9 protein-coding genes and 2 pseudogenes are annotated in these 16,958 nt (G+C 45.3%); 5 read left to right on the top strand and 6 right to left on the bottom strand.

From position 1 onward, the window contains the following. Window positions 1-20 precede the first annotated feature (20 nt). The 4 genes and pseudogenes from NSQ71_RS17875 to NSQ71_RS17890 all read right to left on the bottom strand — a co-directional run bounded on the left by NSQ71_RS17875 (window position 21) and on the right by NSQ71_RS17890 (window position 6,180). Complete coding sequence (locus NSQ71_RS17875; RefSeq protein WP_066251437.1) at window positions 21-1,010, bottom strand: thiamine pyrophosphate-dependent dehydrogenase E1 component subunit alpha; 990 nt, start codon at window positions 1,008-1,010, stop codon at window positions 21-23. Window positions 1,011-1,215: 205 nt separating this feature from the next. Next, window positions 1,216-3,144 (bottom strand): sigma-54-dependent Fis family transcriptional regulator, encoded by a 1,929-nt coding sequence (locus NSQ71_RS17880; protein WP_066251439.1) that lies wholly within the window; start codon window positions 3,142-3,144, stop codon window positions 1,216-1,218. Window positions 3,145-4,033: 889 nt separating this feature from the next. After that, window positions 4,034-4,375, bottom strand: a complete 342-nt coding sequence (locus NSQ71_RS17885; protein WP_063389111.1) for an IDEAL domain-containing protein — start codon at window positions 4,373-4,375, stop codon at window positions 4,034-4,036. Between the two features lie 324 nt (window positions 4,376-4,699). After that, window positions 4,700-6,180: pseudogene (locus NSQ71_RS17890) on the bottom strand (transposase). Between the two features lie 144 nt (window positions 6,181-6,324). On the opposite strand from NSQ71_RS17890, the gene NSQ71_RS17895 reads away from it, so the two are divergent. The 5 genes from NSQ71_RS17895 (at window position 6,325) to NSQ71_RS17915 (ending at window position 14,010) form a co-directional block, all read left to right on the top strand. Beyond that, window positions 6,325-7,191 (top strand): LysR family transcriptional regulator, encoded by an 867-nt coding sequence (locus NSQ71_RS17895; protein WP_020959278.1) that lies wholly within the window; start codon window positions 6,325-6,327, stop codon window positions 7,189-7,191. A 344-nt stretch (window positions 7,192-7,535) separates the two neighbouring features. Continuing rightward, window positions 7,536-10,262, top strand: a complete 2,727-nt coding sequence (gene acnA, locus NSQ71_RS17900) for an aconitate hydratase AcnA (RefSeq protein WP_340734447.1) — start codon at window positions 7,536-7,538, stop codon at window positions 10,260-10,262. Window positions 10,263-10,425: 163 nt separating this feature from the next. Then, window positions 10,426-11,583, top strand: a complete 1,158-nt coding sequence (gene prpF, locus NSQ71_RS17905) for a 2-methylaconitate cis-trans isomerase PrpF (protein ID WP_301101100.1) — start codon at window positions 10,426-10,428, stop codon at window positions 11,581-11,583. A 475-nt stretch (window positions 11,584-12,058) separates the two neighbouring features. Next, entirely contained in the window at window positions 12,059-13,402 is a 1,344-nt protein-coding gene (locus NSQ71_RS17910; protein WP_340734350.1) for an MFS transporter, read from the top strand. Next, on the top strand, window positions 13,399-14,010 hold the full coding sequence (locus NSQ71_RS17915; protein ID WP_020959283.1) for an RraA family protein: 612 nt from the start codon (window positions 13,399-13,401) through the stop codon (window positions 14,008-14,010). The genes NSQ71_RS17910 and NSQ71_RS17915 overlap by 4 nt, the downstream gene beginning before the upstream one ends. Before the next feature lie 759 nt (window positions 14,011-14,769). On the opposite strand, the pseudogene NSQ71_RS17920 reads toward NSQ71_RS17915, so the two are convergent. Both NSQ71_RS17920 and NSQ71_RS17925 read right to left on the bottom strand, forming a co-directional pair. After that, a pseudogene (locus NSQ71_RS17920) lies at window positions 14,770-16,007 on the bottom strand (IS701 family transposase). Between the two features lie 79 nt (window positions 16,008-16,086). Continuing rightward, window positions 16,087-16,956, bottom strand: coding sequence for a LysR family transcriptional regulator (locus tag NSQ71_RS17925; protein ID WP_340734352.1), 870 nt, complete (start codon window positions 16,954-16,956; stop codon window positions 16,087-16,089). Window positions 16,957-16,958 lie beyond the last annotated feature (2 nt).

Consider the following 16,958-nt stretch of genomic DNA (forward strand, 5'->3'; position numbering starts at 1 on the left):
ATAACCCCTTTCCTGTTTATTTACGAAACGTATAAGTCTTTTAAAGCATCTTCCGGATTCGGATAATTGCTGCTGCGTGCAAATTGATAAGCAGCGTCTACTTCCTGTTTTGCTTTATTTTCAATGATGTCAAGATCGTTTTCCGCTATGTTTTGTTCAGAGATTAATAGATTTCGAAGGCGGACGATCGGATCTTTATCCCGAAGAAGCGACACTTCATTTTTATCTCTATACAACTCCGGATCCCCTTGGAAATGTCCCAAGTAACGATATGTTTCAATTTCAATAATCGATGGACCTTCGCCTCGTCTGGCGCGTTCCACTGCTTCTTTTGATACTTCGTACATGCTGATCGGATCGTTGTCTTTGACGTAATATCCTTTAATGCCATATGCAGCTGCACGAACATCGTTAGATGCTACAGATGTCGATGCTGTTTTCGGAACAGAAATTCCGTACTGATTATTTTCAATCACCACAATAAGAGGTAAATTCCAAAGTGCTGCCATATTTAATGACTCATGGAAAGCTCCTTGATTGGCAGCTCCCTCTCCAATAAATGAAACCGCAACCCAGTCTTTCCCTTTTTTCTTAGCAGCTAAAGCTGCTCCAAGAGCGTGTGGGATTCCTGCTCCAACAATTCCTCCGCAGGAAAACTTGACATCCGGATCAAACAAATGCATATGTCCTCCCTTGCCTTTGCCAAGCCCGGTTTCTTTTCCGAAAATTTCAGCCGTCATTTTATTTAGGTCAACGCCTTTGGCGATGGCATGATGATGAGGCCTGTGCGGCGACGTAACCGTATCTTCTTTTTTCAAATGAACACATATGCCGACGGCTGCCGGTTCTTGCCCTGTTGCCAAATGCATCTCGCCAGGAACAGGACCCGCCCCAATATTGAAAACCGGATTTTTCCCTTCAGTATAAGCTTCTGCCATTTTGTCTTCGTAATAACGGATTTTGTACATGTTTTCATACATCCATAAAAGATCATTTTTAGAAATTGCCAATGTATTCTCTCCCTTCTACCAAAATAGAAAACGGTTTCAAATAGTTAAATGCAAAAATTGTGCCAAACTACATTTTTTGTGATTGATATATTTAGTTTCATTGAAAATGAATAAGATTTTTTATGCTACACAAAAAACGTCCCGTTTTGGGACGCTTTTTAGAGACACAATGATACAATTTGATACGAAATAAAACAAAATGATATTAATAAGGGATTTGAAATCTTTGCATTTGCCGATAAAAAGTGCTTCGTGATATCCCTAAATATTGCGCAGCTTTTGTGATGTTGCCGTTATATAGATGTAAAGCTTGCAAGATCGACTGCTTTTTCATTTCATCTCGATGAATAAACACCGTTTCCGATTTTGGCTTGGAGTCCGTTTTTATAATTTCCTCAGGCAAATCTTTAATAGTTAAAACAGGCTTCGTCAATTTGTTTAAAGTTCGTTCTACTATATTTTGCAATTCTCTAATGTTTCCCGGCCAATGATAATGTATTAACGCTTGAAAAAAATCCGGTTTGATTTCAGGAAAAGGCTTATTTAACTTTTCACAATTTTTTTCAATAAAATGATGAACAAGGAGCGGTATGTCTTCTTTTCTTTCTCGCAATGACGGCAAAGTGATCGGCATGACATTAAGCCGGAAAAACAAATCCTCCCGAAAGCTGCCTTTTTCGACCTCTTCCCGAAGATTTTTGTTCGTCGCTGCGATGATGCGAACATCAACAGGCAAAACTTTATGCCCGCCGATTCGCACCACTTCCTTTTCTTGTATGACTCGTAAAAGCAATACTTGCATTTCCAAAGACATTTCTCCAATCTCATCTAAAAAAAGCGTACCGCCATCGGCAAGCTCAAATTTTCCTGCACTTCCCCCTTTTTTCGCTCCGGTAAAAGCACCGTCCGCATAACCAAACAGTTCGCTTCCTAATAAATCTCGAGGAATTCCGCCGCAATTGATGGCTATAAAAGGCTTATGCTTTCTGTCACTTTCATTATGGATCGCTTGTGCAAACATTTCTTTTCCCGTACCGCTTTCTCCTAAAATTAATACATTTGAGTCCGTTTTTGCTGCTAGCTTCGCTTCGTTTACTTTTTGGAGAAACTGGGGATGCTTCCCGATCATATCAGAAAAAGTGATTTTCGCCTGATTGCCTGATAAATGATTAATAAATTGTCTTATCTTTTGAATCTCTTTTATAATCATCATTGAACCGATCCATTGGCTGTCTTTATAAATGGGGAGTTTATCAACTAGAACATGAAAAACTTTGTTTGACTGTTTTATTTTTAAGTGCAGTTCATGATTTTGAAGATGTCGAGGGCGATTGGAAATAATCGATTTGTTGCTAAAAACTTCGCTGATCTTTTTCCCTTCCAGGCAAGAATGATTCAATTGAAGCAGCTTTTTTAATTGATCATTCACTTTAATAATGAGCCCTTCCGTATCGAAAATGAGGATGCTCTCTTTCATATTATTGGTAGTCGCTTCAAGAAATCTTTGCATCATAATGTTTTTTTCTGTCTTTTCAATCAGCTCCAGCTGGTACTCAATCGCTTTCACTGCTGACACTACCATTCCTAAAGTATGTGGATGCACTTTTTCATATGGGCCTGAAACATTTAATACGCCGATTATCTTTCCTTTTGAATCGTGAATGGGCGCAGCCGAGCATGTCCATGCCTGGCAAATTTCCGAATAATGCTCCTCAGCATATATTTGTACAGGTTGATTGATCACAATCGAAGTGCCGATTGCATTCGTTCCCATTGCTTGTTCACTCCAATCAGCACCTTCCACAAATTGTATATCAGCTGCCATCTTTAACGTATCAGCGTCGCCAATTGATTTTAACAACTGTCCCTTTTCGTTGCAAAGAATCACTAAAAAACCCGAGCCCTTTACGATTGAATACAATCCTTCCATAAACGGAACCGAACATTCAATTAAAGGCTTGTAATGGTCTATTTCGATTTTTTTCATTTGACCATATCGTTGAAAAGGATCAACATTCATTTCTTTGGAACGAATCCATGAATCCTTTACAATGGGAGATAATTTTTCGTCGAGCTTATTTTCAAAAATAAAGCGCTTCCAACATTGTTTGACATACTCTCTTTTCTTCATCATAAAACACCTCCTTCAATTGTTGATTGAAGCTTTTCGTCCAATCACATCACATGCCAGCTTACAATGTTTATCGAATTTTTCTAATATTCTCCTATATTGTAGCATTACAAAAAAGCTGTGAGAACTAGCGATCCACTGAATGAAGCTCCTTTTATTTTTGAAACTTTTTAAACCAAAAATGCTGGAAACCCCTTTTACTTTTTCAATCATGAGAAATTGGGGCGCCCTTCTTTTGATATCCCGAAAATACAGAAATTTACAGTTGCCGATCGTACTGGACGCATCGACAAAATTGGTCATAAAAAAACCGATTCCAAAAGATTGGAATCAGTCTTTCTTGCTGCTGCACGGAAGGCCAAATCATTCTCTTTTTTCCGTTATGCATATGTTTGGAAATTGTATTACCAGTTATTAACTTGATCGAATGGTGATTTGGCAAAGCCCTGTTCTTTCTAAATGAAACGGCTTCATGGCATTTAAACGGTAATTCTTAATGTTTAAAATCAGTGATTTTTTAGTATGCTTCAAAAAAAGACGAAACGACGTTCCAACGATCACTTTGAAAAATGCCGCCGGTTCTTCTGCATATGTAAGCAGAACTCCCTATTGTGAACAAATATTGATCAGTATGATGATGTTTTTCAAACGTCTTCCTTCATTACATAACAACTGAATTGAGCTGATAAAAAATATATACAATGTAGGAATGTGGGCAGCTATAAAAGAATAAAGGTTTTTGGCAATGGGAAAGAAGTATAATATATTGAAATAATAAAATACTCTATATTCTGGGAGGATAACATAAAGTTATAACGGGGGAACGTGAATCGTATTAAAACGATCATAAAAATTATTGTGAAAAAATTATCATCGGAGCTGTCCTATTCATTTATATTATGTTTTCTTTCTCCTTTTCTTTCGTTAATTGTTTTAATTTGTTGGACAGCTCCATAAACCAATTTTCATCTTTTGTTAACAAGGCTAAATCAATTAATGCTTTAATCTGCTCTTCATTTTCTATTGGAGATACGGGCAATTTTTTTACCCAATGATTTAATGTTTCAACTGTTTTACCAACGACGATTTCATTGTCGCAAGCCATAACTTTTACTCTTATAATCTTTTGTGATGAATCTATCGTTTCAACATAACCGTAAATAAATTCGCCGCTTTTTGTTTTTCCTTTTACCCAATCCCCTACTTTCACTGGCAACTGATTGATTCCTTCCATTTTATACACCACCACTTGCAGTATTATAGAGATCTGTTTTGAAATACTAAATATCTATGTTGTTAACAGAAATTATTACATGATAATAAAGGGAACGCAAACAATTTAACTTTGAGAATTATATCTTTTTTTATATGAATCATTTACGAAAGAAATATTTAATTACTCAACTTTCGCACACAGATATTGTCAGACATCCCTTGATGTAATTAGGTAAAGACGCAATCCATTCTTGTACTTTACTTTTAAATAATTCCATGTTCAAACAAACATTAGCTTCTGCTAATGTTTGGAAGATCGCTAATAATTGATTCAACGCACTCTCTAGAAGGCCGGTGAATTAATGGGGCATGGACTTCCCTCATGTCGAATTTTGGAGGCCATTCTCCCCGCCATTTGGCGCCAAAGGACGGAATTTGGAGCAGGAAGTCCTGCTCCAAATTCCGTTTTTGCGCACGCCAAAGAGCCGGTCCCCCTCGTTTTTTTCGAAACCGGCACAATCGCTTCAGATTTTGCACGACGGCGGTCAACAGCGCCTGTTCTTCCATGGCGTAAAGACCCCGGCTTCGGGGCCCGGTCCAGCCCATGACATTCCTTCCCTACGGCGAACACATGCTCACAACGCGTGCGAAGGGCTTGAATGGATCGATAGCCGCCCTGTTGCTGAATGAGCCTCGCTTGATTGCAAATCTGAACGTCTCGGACTTTCGCCCGGCGCTTTGCTTCCTGAGCGGGATTCTTCGCCCGGCGCTTCCAGGTTGGAATCTCCTCCATCTCCTTGCGGCGCAGCGACACGAGCGGTGTGATGCCTTGAACGAAGAGCGCTTCCAGATACTCGGTAGTGCCATACGCTTTGTCCGCGGACAAGGTCCGAATCGTGATCGACGGATGGCGAAACCGAATCGAGGCCAGCTGCTCCAAACTCGTCTCCCGCTCCGCCGTTCCGGTGGCCACGCCGCTTTTCGAGATAAAATGACGCGCGACTGGACATCGATGACGTCGTGCACCAGATACCGAGGATACGCTTCCTGTCCTTTGCCTTTCTTGTACAACCGGGCATCCGGATCCGTCACGTTTCGATGGGTTTGGTTGGAAAACTTGATTCCACGGAAGTTTCCCCGTTCTTCGGCATGGACGCGTTCCCCTGATTTTGGAGACGGAGAAGGCGGGTCGTCATCGGGATCCCGGTCCGCATCCGGGGACTCGGTCTGTTCATCTTCCCGGGCGGTGCGGGCCAGGTAGTCTTCCAACGTCTCCACCGGAGCGAGCTTGACCTCCCGCAAGCTGTGGATCGAAGCATTCGCCCGCACTTGAGTGCCGTCAGCCGCCGCATGCACATCCGGCGAGACCAGCCCCGCCGCGATGCATTGATCCACCACGTAGGTCATCAGCCGGTCAAAGATTCCATGTTGGCGCCAGCGTTTCCGCGTTTTGACGAGCGTTGTTCGATCCGGAAGCGCAGGATGATAAGGATCCGGATGAAGCACGGATTCAAAGTCGAGACCGCAAAACCACAAGTATCCGGCATGCATGGGGAGGATCTCATACAACTCCCGCTCGGAGTGATCAAACAAATACGAGAGCAGCATCAGGCGAAGCAGCCGTTCCGGATCCGCCGCCGGGCGAACCGTTTTTTCCGTGTACAGGGGAGCCACCCAATCGTGAATGACGGAAAAGTCAACTGCTTCGTTGATTTGGCGCAGGATAAGGTGTGCGGGAACCAGGTCCTCCATGTCGATGACTTGAAACAGCCGAGGCTGAGTCGAAGGGTTTTTGGGGGCTTTCATCATCCATTCACGCTCCATTCCAACGATTTTTCTTCCTTTTTCGACACAAGCCACCTAAATCCCTGCCTCGGGGTGTACTTTTTCACCGGCCTTCTAAATAAAATAATGGTATGATTGACGGAGACGGATAGAAACAACAATCTGTTCTTGGAGAGTGGTACTATGGAAGAACGAGATTGGGAACTTTTGCAAACCTTATTTAAATATAAAAACATCACGAAAGCCGCCCAAGAGCTGTTTATTTCCCAGCCAACGATTTCGAAGCGGCTTCGCGAGATTGAGCAGCATTTTGGCGTGACCATCGTGCAAAGGGGGAGAAGAGGAGTGCAATTTACCCCTGAAGGAGAGTATTTGGCGAAGAGCGCAGAACAAATGTTGCGTCATTTGCGCAAGATTAGAGAACATGTCAAGGATATGAATACAGCTGTCGTAGAGGGAACGCTGCGGCTAGGCGTTTCGAATTACTTTGCCAAGTATCAGCTTCCGCGAGTATTAAAACGTTTTAAAGATGAACATCCGCATGTTGAATTCCAAGTGCAAACAGGTTGGAGCCGGGAAGTGTTTCAATGGGTGTACAATCAGGATGTACATATTGGATTTGTTCGGGGAGACTATCAATGGGCGGGCAAAAAGCATCTCTTATTTGAAGAAACGCTTTGCGTTGCTTATAGGGAAGAATTCGACCTTGGCGATCTTCCTCGCTTGCCAAGAATTGACTATCGCACGGAGTCTTTATTTAAAGGCATCATTGATAACTGGTGGGCTGAACATTTCGAACAGCCCCCGTACGTTGGGATGACGGTCGACCGAGTGGATACTTGCAAGGAAATGGTGATTCATGGTCTTGGATATGCGATCGTCCCCCGCCGGATCCTTCATGATGCGCCGCACTTGTACAAGCTCGATCTCACAGGTCGGGAAGGAACGCCGATCCTCCGGAAAACGTGGATGATTTATCATGAAGAAGTGTTGGCACTCAAAATCGCTAAGCTGTTTGTGGATTTAGTGGAACATTTGGACGACTGGTGAAACACGTTCACCTTTGCGCAGTGCAGTCCTTTTGAATATGGGAAAGTGGGAAGGCCCTTGCTAGGGCGTTTTTTCTTAACTTCATCGTCTCCCCGTCATCATTGCTCCTTTACGGCCGCACTATGGGAAAACCGTTAGTGCGGTTGGCCCCCGCCACGGTGTTTTGCGTTGAGATATCCTCCACGTGACGAACCTTCTCTGTGACCGTGTGTGGTCTCTTGTTGTTAGGTATTCCATTTCATCATGGTTAACCATCAAAAAACGATATTTTTATTATAGATTATCCCAGCTTATAATCGAATTGAAAGTTGCATGAATGGAATGAAAGGGGAGGGAAACCGTTGATCGCAGAACATGATATTTTTCGAACGCGTTCCTTTTTTACGGTCAATGGCAAGAGGTATACCTATTATCGTCTGATGGGTCTGGAAGAATTAGGGGTTGGGAAAGTTTCTCGGCTTCCTTATTCGATTAAAGTTTTATTGGAATCGGTGCTCCGCCAATACGATGGGGTGGCAATCAAAAAAGAACATATTGAGAATTTGGCAAAATGGGGAACCGACGAGTGGAAAAGAGAGATTGATGTTCCTTTTAAGCCTGCGCGAATCGTTTTGCAGGATTTTACGGGTGTTCCGGTTGTTGTTGATCTCGCGTCTTTGCGCCAAGCCATGGCGGATATGGGCGGAAGCCCGGAGATGATCAACCCGGAAATCCCTGTTGACCTTGTCATCGATCATGCCGAACAAGTAGAGAAGTTCGGAACGCCGGATGCATTGAAATATAATGTCGAACGAGGATTTGAGCTCAACTATGAGCGGTACAAATTTTTTAAATGGGCGTCCAACTCTTTCAAGAAGTTTCGCGTCGTGCCGCCTTCGACCGCTATCATTCATCAAGCCAATGTAGAATATCTTGCTTCGGTTGTACAGTCAACGGAAGAAAATGGCGAATATCTCGCCTTCCCTGATACTTGTTTTGGAGCCGACTCACATACACCAATGGTGAATGGGATCGGGGTCGTTGGATGGGGAGTCGGAGGCATTGAGGCAGAAGCGGCGATGCTCGGGCAACCTTCGTACTTTCCAGCCCCAGAGGTAATTGGGATTCGTCTAAAAGGCAAATTGCCTGCTGGCGCAACCGGGACAGATCTTGCTCTTTATGTTACACATCTGCTTCGCAAGAAACACGTTGTCGGAAAATTTGTGGAATTCTTCGGGGAAGGGGTCACAAATTTATCTGTGGCCGATCGGGCGACGGTCGCCAATATGTCGCCAGAAAATGGAGCAACCATCTCCTTCTTCCCTGTAGATCAGGAAACATTGAACTTTTTGCGTCTAACCGGACGAACGGAGGAACAAGTACAGCTTGTAGAGGCTTATTGCAAGGCGAATGGGCTGTTTTTTACACCGGATGCTGAGGAGCCGATGTATACGGAAGTGATCGAATTGGATCTTTCTACCATTGAATCGTATGTCGCTGGTCCGAAGCGTCCACAGGACTTGATCCGATTATCTGAGGTGAAAGAGGCTTTTCGAAAGTCCTTAACGAACACATTGGGGAATCACGGATATGGCCTCAGCGAAGAGGAGATAGACAAACAATGTTCTGTCGCCTTCCACGACGGCCAAACGTATCCGTTAAAAACAGGCTCCATTGTGCTTGCGGCCATTACGAGCTGCACAAACACTTCCAATCCGTATGTCATGATTGGCGCTGGTCTGTTGGCAAAAAAGGCCGTAGAAAGAGGGCTATCCGTTCCGCCGTTTGTCAAAACGAGCCTTGCTCCTGGATCGAAGGTCGTTACCCAATATTTGCGGAAGGCCGGGCTGCTTCCTTATCTCGAAAAACTCGGATTCTATCTTGTCGGCTATGGCTGTACAACATGTGTAGGGAATTCAGGCCCTCTTCCTGACGAAGTGGCGGAGGCGATCACGCAGAACGATTTGATTGTTTGTGGAGTGTTATCCGGCAATCGCAATTTTGAAGGACGCATTCATCCGCTCATTAAAGCGAACTTTTTAGCTTCCCCTCCTCTCGTTGTTGCGTATGCTATTGCCGGAAGTGTGGACATCAATCTTCAAAACGAGCCTCTCGGAACAGACAAAGAGGGAATGGCTGTTTACTTGCAAGACATATGGCCAACCCATTCGGAAATCGAAAAGGTAATAGCTGAAACCATTACAGTAGATTTATATGAACAGCAAAACAAAAGCATGTTCAGCGGGAATGAAGCATGGAATCAATTGCAGGCGGGCAAAGGATTGCTTTATGAATGGGAGGAAGATTCGACATTTCTTCGCAACCCGCCCTTTTTCCAAAATATGTCCAAAGAGGCTAGGCCAATCGAATCGCTGAACGGGTTGCGGGTGCTTGTCAAACTTGGTGATTCCGTTACGACCGATCACATCTCTCCGGCTGGGGGGACGATTCCGCCTAATAGTGTGGCAGGAAAATACTTGTTGTCGCAAGGGGTAAAGCCGGGGGATTTAAGCTCCTATGGCTCCCGCCGCGGCAATCATGAAGTAATGATGCGCGGTGCCTTTTCCAATATCCGTTTGAGAAACGAAGTAGCGCCGGGAACAGAGGGCGGCGTAACAACATATTTCCCAACCGGGGAAGTCATGTCCATTTACGATGCGGCTATGAAATATCAACAAGATGGAACGGGATTATTGGTGATCGCCGGGATGGATTACGGCATGGGCAGTTCCCGGGACTGGGCGGCGAAAGCGACTGCGCTGCTTGGCGTCAAAGCGGTTTTGGCGCAGAGCTTCGAGCGCATCCACCGCAGCAACTTGGCATTGATGGGTGTGCTTCCTCTTCAATTCCAAGAGGGAGAAAATGCTGATACCCTTGGCTTAACTGGGCGCGAACGATATGATATCCATATTGACAATCACATCCGCCCCCGCCAACTTGTAACGGTGATCGCCACTGATGAATACGGCTGCCGGAAGGTGTTTGACGTGATCGTCCGTTTCGACAGCGAGATAGAGATTGATTATTACCGCCATGGTGGTGTATTGCCAATGGTTCTTCGTAAGAAAGTGAACTACTCCCCCTTAGCTTGAAGCGGGAGCCGATCCGTTTGTGAAAAGAAAAGGCTGAAAGGCTGACATCGGCTGTTGCACTGTTTCAGGAAGCATCGTGCCGGTGGGGCGGGGAAGGCAGGCCGCTATTTAGGATGCCGCCTCCGCGCCTTTCAGTCGCATAAAGTTGGAAGGAGAGAACGAAGTGAAGCAGTGGGGAAAACAAATCAAAATCCCTGCCGTTTATATGCGAGGCGGAACGAGTAAGGGAATTTTTTTTCTGAAAGAAGATTTGCCCTCTGATCCGTCGAAACGTGACAAACTATTGTTGCGTGTGATGGGAAGTCCGGATCCGTATGGGCAGCAAATCGATGGCATGGGTGCGGCGACGTCAAGCACGAGCAAGGTGGTCATCATCAGCAAAAGCAACCGGCCCGGATGTGATGTTGATTATTTATTCGGCCAAGTAGCCATAGGGCAGCCACTCATTGATTGGAGTGGGAACTGCGGGAATCTTACAGCGGCGGTTGGTCCTTTTGCGATTGATCACGGGCTCGTCGATGCTCCTAAGGATGGGGTGGCCACTGTCCATATTTGGCAGGAGAACATTGGAAAGGAAATCATCGCCCATGTCCCGATGAAGGATGGAGAAGTGCAAGAGCTTGGCGATTTCGTGCTAGACGGAGTAGCCTTTCCAGCGTCGGAAATCAAGCTGGAATTCCTTGATCCTGGCGGGGAGGGAGGGGTTCTGCCAACCGGAAATCCCATCGACATCCTTCACGTTCCGGGAATAGGAGAAGTGGAGGCAACTCTAATCAATGCCGGAAATCCTTCTGTCTTTATTTCTGCATCGTCAATGGGATTAACGGGAACAGAATTGCAACAAGATATTAACGGCAATCCGGATTTGTTGGCGCGGTTGGAATGGATCCGCGCTCACGGGGCTGTCGCTATGGGGGTGGCAGACGACATCGAGTACGCCATGGCGAAACGCCAGCATACACCGAAAATTGCCTTTTTGGCTGAGCCAGCAAGCTATACTGCATCGAGCGGCAAAGTGGTGCGCCGGGAAGAGATTGACCTGTTGGCGCGCATTTTGTCGATGGGGAAACTGCATCATGCCATGACAGGCACAGGTGCGGTGGCGATGGCTGCGGCGGCGGCGATCCCGGGAACGATCGTGAGCAACATTTTAGGACGCACAGTATCCGAGATTCGCATCGGGCATCCGTCGGGCATTGTAAGAGTAGGAGCTGCAGTCGAACGACATCATCATAGTTGGATGGTAAAAAAAGTGGTGATGAGCCGCAGTGCCCGGCGATTGATGGAAGGGTTTGTCCTTGTACCTAATATCATCGATTAATCACCCAGTTTTATGTTTTGGGCCTCTTTCTCCTTTTTGGCTGCAGGTATGGCCGAGAAAGAGGCCTGTATTCGGTAAGTTGCTGATCTTCTTATAGTTCATCATGAAAAACATGGCATCTTTGAATGATTGAATGTATTCCACTTTGCCCTGGCCATCCTCGTTGTCTGTCATACATTCGAAATTCGAATACCGCGTCATGAACGAAAACTATTTCTTCTACCATGCTACTTTTCGCTAAGATGGAAGTAATAAAAGAAAACGTCCATGGGCGTTGTTTTTGGTTCAGATGGGTCGCCAGCTCTGGTAAACGCTTTCCTGTGACGTTTTGCTTGCCATTTTTGCTCATGGATCAATCCTGTTTCGCAGCAGGTTGAAAAGGAAGGGGGGGATAACACTAAGGATACGTGTTGATCAATTTTTATGCCATTTTCGGAAAACGATTTCAATGACAATTGGAGGAGGCTGAATATGAATGAATGATACGGGCGCTGTGTTGGAAAAGCAAACGATGCGCAAGGTGACAATGCGGATCATTCCTTTTACATTTTTGTTGTACATTATTTCCTACTTGGATCGGGCAAATATCGGGTATGCTGCTTTACAAATGAATAAGGATTTAGCCCTTTCAGCTGAAGTGTTTGGAATTGTCTCCGGTATTTTTTTTATTGGTTATTTCCTTTTCGAAGTGCCAAGTAATATATTGATGATGAAGTTTGGCGCCCGAGTATGGATTGCAAGAATTCTTATTACTTGGGGGATCGTCTCGGTATTGACAGGATTTGCTCAAAATGAGGTTCATCTATACATCTTAAGATTTTTGCTTGGAGTAGCGGAGGCAGGATTTTTCCCTGGGATTATTTTATATTTCACCTATTGGTTTCGATCGAAAGAGCAGGCTACCACCGTAGCGTTATTTACTGCTGCTATCCCCGTTTCGTATATTATTGGCGCACCGCTGAGTACTTGGATTATGGATCATATTCAATGGTGGGGAATTCAAGGCTGGAGATGGATGCTTATTTTGGAAGGGGCCCCCGCAGTGATCATGGGAATTGTCACTTATTTCTATTTGACTGAACGCCCCGAGAATGCCAAATGGCTGACGGACGAGGAAAAGAGCTGGCTCATATCTTCATTAAAAGAAGAGAGAGAGTCAAGGAAGAATGTAAAGCATCTCAGCACCTTAAAAGCCCTGGCAGATCCGAAAGTGTTGTTTCTCTCTGTCATTTATTTCGTTTATCAGACAGGGAGCCTTGGTGTGGGATATTGGATGCCGCAGATTATTAAAGGGTTTTCTGGCAAATTGACTAATACGGAAGTTGGCTTAATTGGAATGATTCCTTACATTATCGCTACGATCGGCATGATTGTTTGGTCGCGTCGTTCGGATCGTACGGGAGAAAGACAACTGCATTCGGCGATTCCGCTTCTAGTGGCCGGACTCGGGTTGGTGAGCGCAGGGATCACGAAAAATCCTTATTTCGCCCTTCTATTCATATCGATTTCTTTGGCCGGTATGTATAGTTTTAAATCTCCGTTTTGGGCTTTGCCTTCGTTATTTTTAACGCAGTCGAGCGCTGCTGTCGCTATTGCCGCGATTAACTCCGTCGGAAACCTAGGGGGATTTGTCGGACCGTATGCGATTGGTGCCTTGAAAGATGCTACAGGGAGCACGGAAGCAGGTTTGGTATTTTTAAGTGTGCTCTTATTTATCTCATTTATCATGGTTTTGTTGATGCGCCTTGAAAAAAGGCAAGGTTTTTCTAAACATCAGGCTTCACAATCCAATCAGCTAAAAGGGGAAGTGGTGAAATGAATATAATCAGTCAGTTTGAAATGATACCGACCACCTGTATTTCTGATGTGATGCAAGGTCTCAATAATCTTGATTCGCAGATCAAGCCTTTGAAGGAAAATGATCGCGTGGCAGGAAGAGCGTTTACAGTGAAAATGCCCGTAGGGGACAATCTTGTTTTCTTGAAGGCGCTGAAGGAAGCGCCGCCGGGAAGTGTCCTTGTGGTAGACGCCAAAGGGGACACCTATCGGGCCATCGCAGGAGATTTTTTAGTTGGCGTAGCACAAATGTTAGGAATAAAAGGGATTGTTGCCCACGGGGTGATACGGGACATTGAGGGGATTAGAAAATTGAATATTCCTGTTTTCTGCCTCGGAACGACTGTGGCAGCTAGTGGAAAGGCTGGTATGGGGGAAATCAATGTCCCTGTCTCTTGCGGTGGGGTGACGGTGCATCCGGGTGATATGATCGTCGGTGATGCTGATGGAGTTGTTGTTGTACCACAAATGCGGGAACAGGAAATTTTACAAAAGGCATTAGAAAAACTGCAAATGGATCTCGACAGAGCAAAACGGGTATCCAGCAGGGAGGAAGCGCTTCGGTATTTGGAAAATGTCTTGAATAAATAAAAATCGAGTAGGAGGGAGCGATTAACTCCCGTCCTCTCACACCACCGTACGTACGGTTCCGTATACGGCGGTTCAATTAAGATAATTGACGCAAGTCTTTATAACTTCCGTGAATAGCTGTTCTCTTTATGCCAGTGGTCACTCCACCCTCCAAGAGATCTCCCACGGGATTCACCGCTTCCTCCCTCAAGTGAGGTACTACGTTTTCTGTGTTCATCATGACTCACTGAATGCCAAGGGCTATTCTCTCTTAATTGTTCGGTCCTTCTTAGTTGTTCTAGACCAACTAATACTATGACCTCTGCTGACTTCTGACTGTTCAGCTATCTATCACTAGATAGGTTACCAAGGTTACTTGGCGTGCCAGCCAGACCTCCCCGGGTAAGAGTGTAATCTTTCCTTCCATCCATCTGCTTCATTTACTCTGTATCACCTTCGGCAGAAAGGGCTTTGTTTTGTCTTGCAAACTCACCCAGTGATACCTAGCCTCATATGAAGTTCGTGTTCCTCAGACCGGAAGTTTGCCGCTCGCTTCCTTCAGATTCCGCGTCACCACGGACACCCTTGCGTTAAGCTAACTGCTACTTCTGCCTTCGCAGCTCGGGACTTTCACCCTATAGATTACACCCATGCCGGGCGCACAGGAACGGGGAACGGGGCAGATGCCGCCGTTCCTTTTATTATTTTTATCTTTATACTGTAGATGAACATTTTTCATTACAATAATTTCCATACTTTAAGAGACAAACAGAGTACCCCTTAGGAGAAATGGAGCTGTTTTTTGATCACATCAATGGGAATCTCTTGCTTCGCGGCGTCATAAATGAACTCGACGACGCTGTGGCCTTTCCGCGATCGAAGAAGCTCCAATCCAGCGGAAAGGGTTTGTCGGGATTCGGCGATGCTGTACACAGAGGTCAAGAGCACCACCGCCCAATACCGTTTCACCGCCCGAATGTGGCGAACGCGGTATCCATCCAGCTTCAGCTGGTCTTTCGCCTGCCGGAAAAAGTACTCGATCGTCCAACGCTCGGCATCGTAACGCAAGATGTCTTCGTCCCCGAGCTCCCGATCGGTGCTCAAGACAACATGGAGATGTTCCGGTGTCATCGGCTGATCCGCCTTCCAAGCCAGCAACACCACCGCGTCATCGAGGCCATGGATCGCCCCCTCATAGCGATACACGCGGTAACGCTCCTGCCCCACCGTGACGAGGCGGGTGTCTTTGGACTCGATATAGCGGGCAAACTGCTTGGCTTGGACTGCGACGCCTTTCGGGTAGAGAATCCGGTTCGTCTTGAGCATCGCGATGACATGGAATCCCTTTTTCAGACAGGCTTCGATGAGCGTTTGGGACGGATACCACGAATCCATGAGCACATACACCGGCTGAGTCAGCTTCCCCTTGATCGAGGAAAGCATCTCCATCGCCAGATCGATTTTGCTTCTTCCGGCCTTCTGGTCATACAAGCGGAACGCGAACGGAAACGCCTGCGTGAAGGTGTGCACCATCAGCCAAACGAGCGAATGCCCCCAGACCGATTGATGATCCTTGTGCGAGTAGTGCCAGTCGCACCCTTGCATGGCGTGCGTTCCCCGTGACGAAGGCTTCGTTTTTTGGCAAATCGTATCATCAATCGAAAGGAAAAGGGGCTGATTCTTCCGTTTGGTGAGGCGTTCGACCCGGTCAAGGATCCACGCTTGAAGCTTCTCAAGCAGCCTTTCCTCATCCCAAGGGCTTTTCGTGAAAAAGTGACGGAGCGTCGTTCGATGATTCGGATGAAAACTCCAGTGATGGACATCGTTCAACGTTCCCGAGAATCCCTTGGTGGTCAAGGCATCGACGATAGGAATGAGATGCTTGATGACCAGTTTCGAAAGTTGCAACATCAACCCCAACGTGAAGAAAAACTTGTCGATTTCTTGGTGATGTGCTCATCAATTCATGAGACATGAACCTCCTTGTGGGTAGTTGGTAGCACATCTATTCTAACCAAGGAGTCCGGTTCATGTCTCCTTTTTTGTTTGATTGTCAATTTATGTTAGCGAATTTGCTCATCTACAGTTATATTATTTTTATAAGGAATATATATCAAGCTGTTTGACTACATCAACAAAGGCGTTCACGACATTTAATGTTAAAGAGTCTTGATGGTACATCATCCATGTTTTTTGGGTGAGAGGGCGCCCTTTTTTATCTGTCAGGCAGATTTTATGAAGCCCTTTCACATTTTCCAAAAATAGTGAAGGCATAATCGCGTATCCTAATCCATTGGTCACCATTTCTTTGCATGTGTCCCCTTGATCGACGACCATAGCGATATACGGAAGATGTATATATCGCTCCGCCCACCAGTTATCCACTAACTGCCTATATAAGACGTCTGTTTTATAATCAATTCTTGGCAGTTGGGGGAGTTGTTCTAAATCTACCTCTTGCTTAGAGGCAACACAGATGTTTTCCTCAAACAGCAAGTGTTTTTGATCAGGCCAGTTGTATTCCCCACGAATAAAAGCCACATGGACTTCCTGGCTATATAATAAAGCAAAAATATCTCGACTGTAGCCGGTTTTCACTTGGAATTCGACTTGAGGGTACTGATCTTTAAAATATTTGAGCAGAGCAGGGAGTTTGTATTTGCTAATGAAGTTCGATACACCAAGGCGCAACGTTCCCGCTACTTGATGATGGAAATTCTTTAAATTTTCTTTTATCACGCGAAGACGATGCAACATATCTTCAGCGCACTTGGCGAGGTATTCTCCTTCCGGCGTAAATTGCACTCCTTTGAATCCGCGATTCACAATTTTGACTTCCAACTCTTTTTCAATTTGTTGCAGGCGTTTTGTTAGTGTTGGTTGCGAAATAAATAGTCGTTGGGCGGTTTTCGTAATACTTTTCTCCTTATAAAGGGTATGCAAAATCATCCAATCGCGGTCTTCCATAA

The sequence above is a fragment of the Aeribacillus sp. FSL M8-0235 genome, assembly GCF_038000355.1.
Lineage (GTDB): Bacteria > Bacillota > Bacilli > Bacillales > Aeribacillaceae > Aeribacillus > Aeribacillus composti.